Genomic DNA, 5,592 nt, shown 5'->3' with positions numbered 1-5,592 from the left:
GGACACCCCCACCAACCGGCCACCAGCATCACGGTGCTTGTCCACCACCACCCGGTCCAGCGGAACCCGCGACCCGTCCAGCGCGACGAGCTCCGCCTTCCACTCCACCTTCGGCGGCGTCCGCTCGGGATCGGCCAGCACGCCGAGGGCGCCGCGCGCCGCCTCGACGAATGCCCGGACCCGTGGCTGATGCGCCGGGGGAACGGTGTCGACGACACCGGATGCCTCATCGACGGCCACCCGAAGCGCCTGGTGTACGGGGTGGCCGACGGGCAGCGGAGTCCCCAGGGCGTAGGCACCCAGCGCACGGGCGATCTTCTGGCTGTCGCTCACGGACATCAGCCGTCGGGGGGCGCCGCTGGTCTGGGGCAGTCCTGCCATCAGGACCATTTGTACGAAGGCGGCGAGGCCCTGGACAGCGGGGTTGTCCAGAATCCGCACGACAGCGTCAAGGAGGACATCCCTGGGCAGCGGGGCGGCGAACCGCTCGGCCCGCTGATACGCCTCCCGGCTGAGCTGCGACAACTCGGCGACGGCCCGCCGGATGTCCTCCGGCGTCATCAGCTGACCGCTGTAGGCGAAGTGCCGCAGCTCCGTGAGGACCAGCGGAATCTCCAGCCGGCCGTCATCCGTGTCCAGCGTCGGATACTGGTCGTCGTCCATGTCGACCATCTGCTTCTGCGTGACGACCCTGCCCTCGGAAGTACGCCCCGTCAGCACGGACGACACATGCTCACGCGGAGAAGGCACATCGCCGATCGTCGCGTCGAAGAAGCCCGGGAAGAGCGGCTTGTCCGGCGTGAGCGCCTTCCGATAGGACTCCAGCAGCTTCCCGAGCGTGACCGCGAGATGACCGCTGATGCCGTCGTGGTGCATGTTGAGGAAGATCCGGGTGCGGGGCCGCAGCGCGCGCAGGACGCGGTCCAGCGCGGGACGCGACGCCACCGCCAGGCCGTTCTTGGCCATGAACGGAACAGGGGCCTGATTCAGGATCGCGCCCGACGGCCGGGCGACGGTGTGGGCGTAGGCGAACCGCAGATAGCCCCAGATGTCGTCGACATCCGGGATGACCGAGAGGAAGGGAACAGCCCACTCAGGCACGTTGCCCCGGCCGGTGAAGCCACGCAGGAAATCAGCGGTGGCCTTCATCGCGAACTCCCGGCCCGACGAGTCCACCGACCCGATGGGGCCCACCGGCAGCCGGTCCGCAGCCGCGTCCTGGAGCACGCCCAGGCCCAGCGCGGGGAACCCCGTGGTGGGCTGCACATAGGCGAGATTCGACCTGACCGGGGTCGGGCCGACCACGGCCTTCGCCCCCAGCGCCGTGGTCGTCCAGCCGTCCCCGGCGGGAAGAAGGGCGGCCAGTGCGATCTGCGGCGCGGCGTCGGGCTGGTCCCTGGCGTCCAGTACCCGCTCCACCCGCTCCAGCCGCGCCAGCGCCACCTCCTGGGGCTGCCTGCGCTCGCCCGGAAGCACCGCCATCGGCTCGACGACGATCTCCCCGATGAGATACGAGGCATGGGTGGGCTTCGCCTCGCCCTCCGCCGGCTTGGGATACAGGAGGTGCAGCCGTCCGTCGGCGGACCGCCAGACCCCGGCATGATCCGTCACGATCTTGAAGCCGGGAGCGGTGGCCAGCACCTGCTTGGCGGGTACGTCCCCGATCCCGGTGATGACGAACACCTGACGCTTCTCGACCTCCAGGCCGAGGGCGCCGTACTCACGCCCGAGCGCCGCGTCGAGCCCCGCGTGCGTCGTGGACGACGACTGCGCGAACTCCGGCAGCGCCCCCTCGGCGACCCGCCCCGCCGGATCGATCACCACCGCCCGCGCGTCGGACGCCGCCACCTCCGGCGGAAGCACCGACACCTGACCGTGGGCGCCGGCCGACACATCGACCCACACCACACCGTCGGCCCCGCCCAGGTGGTACGCCGCCCAGGCATGCCCCAGCGCACCACCCTGCCGCCGCGCCAGCACGAACGCCACCGCACCGGGCCCCGCAGCGGCGACCGCGTCCCCCACCACGCCCCACGAACGCACCCCACGCCACCCCGGACCCACCGCGAGGGACGACGCCGCCGAGGTTCCGCCGACCACCGAGTCGTCCAGCGCGACCGCAGGACGCACACCCCCCGGATACAACGCGTCCCGCAACGCCCCCAACAGCACAAGACACTGCTCCACGGACAGCACCGTCGTCCGCCCCCGGCCCGCCACCCGGCGCACCATCTCCGTCAACTCACCACGACCGAGCGGTGACGAGAGGGAATCCCGCGACGCTGTGACACTCCGCAACGCTTCCTGACCGGTCGGCCGCGCCCCGGTGTCCGGTGCCTGTGCCGATGCCTGTGCCTGTGCCGGCGCGGTGGGCGCGGTGGGCGCTGTGGGCGCGGTGGGCGCGGTGGGCGCGGTGGGCGCTGTGGAGCCGAACAGGATCAGGTCGCCGTCGGCCGTGGTGGTTCCAGCGGCGGCGGCGGCGAGCTGCCGGGTGACGGCGGTCCACTGGCCCGGAACCTTGGTGACCGGGTCACCGAGGGCGAGAATGCCGAGCGGGGTGGCCGGGTCGGCGCTGGTCAGCATCATCGGCGCGCTGTAGCTGTAGCCGGGCCGCCCGGTCAGCTGGGAGAACCGCTGGCCCATCTGCGGCGTCAGCGCCCCTGGACCCGTGGTCAGGAACAGCACCGGCGTGCTCAGGCCCACCGTACGCATCGCCGGATCCAGGCCAAGCAACGCCAGGAACTCGCCCTCCGAGACGCGGACAGGGGCGCGGCCGGGCAGGTGCAGCACGATGTTCCCGGCCTGGTCGACCTCGACCACGTTCAGCATCGGCATGGGCTTGCCGGGACCGGCCCACTCCGGCTGAACCGTCCGCAGAGCGGTCCCGGCGGGCCCGTACGTCATATGCCGCAAGTTGCCCCAGTTGACCCCGGCCGGCGCCTTCGTCCCGGACCAGTTCACACCCTGGACATTCGGCCCCTGCCGCAGCAGCGCCGCCGGACCGAAAGCCCCTGCCTCCTTCAGCTGATACGCGGCCAGCAGATCAAGATCGGAGGCGTCCCTGCCCTCCGCGATCGCCTTGGCCGTCACCGCCCACAACGCCTCCTGCTGTGACCGGTCCCACGGGACCGTCGCGTCGAGGTGCAGGACCTTGCGGCCCATCGCCTCGCGTTCCGGGGGCGTCAGCGAGCGGAAGATCTGAGCGGCACGGGCCGTGGCCCAGAGGGTGGACGCCACATGCCGGGGCGTGAACGTCGCGGGCGCCGGCACCGACTGCACATGCCGGATCACCTGCTCGCCCTTCTCGGCCAGCTGCTTGAGGGTGACCCCGAGAACCGGCGCCGGTACGGCTTCTGTGAGCTTCGCTTCGGGATCGGCAGCCACCTGGGCCGAGGCGAAGTCCAGCAACGCGAGATACCCGGCCAGGTCCGGGGAACTGCCGGTGTGTTCGCGGACGAAGAAGGCCCACATGTCGAGGCGGAACGGGGTGAACTGGCTGATCGACTCGTCGTTCGCCCGCATCCGCTCCAGCGCGCCGATGCCCTTCAGCACCCGCTCGTAACGGCCACCCACCACACCACGGTCGTTCTCGATCTCATTGCCGAACACCGACCGCAACGCCCGCACCAGCCGCAGCGTCGTCGCACGCGTCTGCGCCCCGGCGACCGTGCCCAGCCCGGCCATCTGCGCCAGCCGGTCCAAATGGTGGTCCAGCGGCTCGGGATGAGCGGTGACCCGACGACCCCGCTCACCGCTCGCCGATTCGAGAGACACCCGCTGGGTGTTGTCCATCCCGGTCTGCCTGGTGCTGCCGTCCGTCACCATCCGGCTCAGGTTCGCGACATGCTGAACCAGCGAAACATCATCCAGCGGATCATCGATATAGGGCGAAGGACCGTAGGCGGGATAGTTCTGCCGCCCGTCACCGTCCGTCGCACCCCAGCAAATCTCCAGGTGCATCCGATGCCCCGGCGGCAGCTCCCGCACCTCACGCAGCCCCGCGATGTACTCGGCGGCCTCCCGCTTGCCCAGGGACACCGTGCGGCCATCCCTCAGAGGGATCCTCAAGCGGCCGGGATGCCCGTGGCCTGCGTAGAGGTACACCGCCGCCGGCATGGAAACGGTCTCCGAACCGGTGTCCTGGTAGCCGTGCTCCGGAGGCGTCCGGTGGACCAGCCGGCGCATCTGCCGGAAGGTCTTGAACCTCTCCTCCCGCATCCGCGCCTTGTCCTGCTGCGGAACCGCCATCCGGCCGTACCGGCCACGGTTCTCATCGATCAACGGCCGCGTATACACGTCGCTGTCCCGGAACTTCGTCCCGTCCAGCGCCGTCCACTCACGATCCACATACGTCGTGCTGGCCGAAGGCGGAACCGACAGCCACTCACCGACCGGCGTAGCCGCGTCACGGTCGACCAGCACCAGAACGTGCGCGTCCCCGGACGCGTCGGCGATCAGCCGTCCGTCACCGCTGGGGCCCCACACCGTCCGGTCCAGCCGGTCGGCCACCGTCCGCAGCATCTCCTGATACTGGTTCCCCGCGAACGGAACGGCCAGCACCACCGGCACGTCGCGGGAGAGCTTGGCCAACTCCGGGTCGGCCGCCAAAGCCTCGGCGACCCCCTGCGCGTCCAGCACCCGGCCGTCCGGCAGACGCACCCGGCCGTTCTCGCCCTCCGCCACCACCACATACGCGTCATTCGGCCACGGCGCCGGACCGCTCCTGGTCAGTACCGCGTCCACACCCGGCCGGGTCTCGATGACCCGTACCTCCGGCAACACCCGACTCACGGTCTTCCGCGTCCAGTTACGGCCCCTCGCACCACCGGAATCGTCCGCGATCACCGTCCGCGCCGACAACATGACATCGGTCGGCCCGGTGAAGGCGCCCGACACCGCCGGAGGCGCGGGGACGTTCACGGCGGGTGCCGGTGCCGAGGGGCCCGGCGCGAAGTGCGTCATCTCCTCGTCCCGCGCCGTACCGCCGCCAAAGGCATCTCCCGTGGCGGAGTGGTCCCAGGCCCGCAGGGCCTGATGCTGCGGAACGATGGAGAGTCCGGACAGTTCCAGGTCGACGCCCACCGAAGCCGCCACCGACACCAAGAGGAACTGGAGGGCCACCGGAAGCGGCGGCACCCCCTGCCCCTGGGAGGCGAAGTACGCATTGATCCCGGACCGCAGGTCACCCCACGTCAGCGGGGTCTGGAACCCACTGGCGGCCCGGGCCTGATCGAGCGCGGAGAAGCCGCGCAGCAACGCCTCGAACGCGGCGCTGTCGTTCTCCAGCAGCGGGCCGTAGACCAGCCGGATCGCCCGCACCCACCGCTGCACATCCGGAGCACGACCCCGGTCACCCGTCACCAACTCCGCCAGCCGGCCCAGCTCAGCGGTCGACGGCCCCGGACGGAAACCGACCAGCCAGTCCCCCTCCACCAACTGGAGCCGCGGTCCCTGATTCCCGTCCCCCGGAGCGAGAACCACCTCCAGCCCGCTCCCGGTCCCCCACACCCACCGGTCCGTGCCATCGGCCAGCACCTGACCCGGCAGCGGAACCTCCAACGGATCACCCATCGGCGGACCCGCCAGATCAGC

The 5,592-nt window shown here is 71.0% G+C and carries 1 protein-coding gene; it reads right to left on the bottom strand.

Annotated elements, in window-relative coordinates; genetic code table 11:
* On the bottom strand, positions 1–5,571 hold a 5,571-nt coding region (locus ACFY6S_RS31545), incomplete at its 3' end, for a lonely Cys domain-containing protein (protein WP_388830642.1).
* Positions 5,572–5,592 lie beyond the last annotated feature (21 nt).

It is taken from the genome of Streptomyces sp. NPDC012835 (assembly GCF_042900885.1).
Lineage (GTDB): Bacteria > Actinomycetota > Actinomycetes > Streptomycetales > Streptomycetaceae > Streptomyces.
The sequence above is the reverse complement of the archived record's forward strand: the minus strand, read 5'-3'. Positions and strand labels throughout refer to the sequence as shown.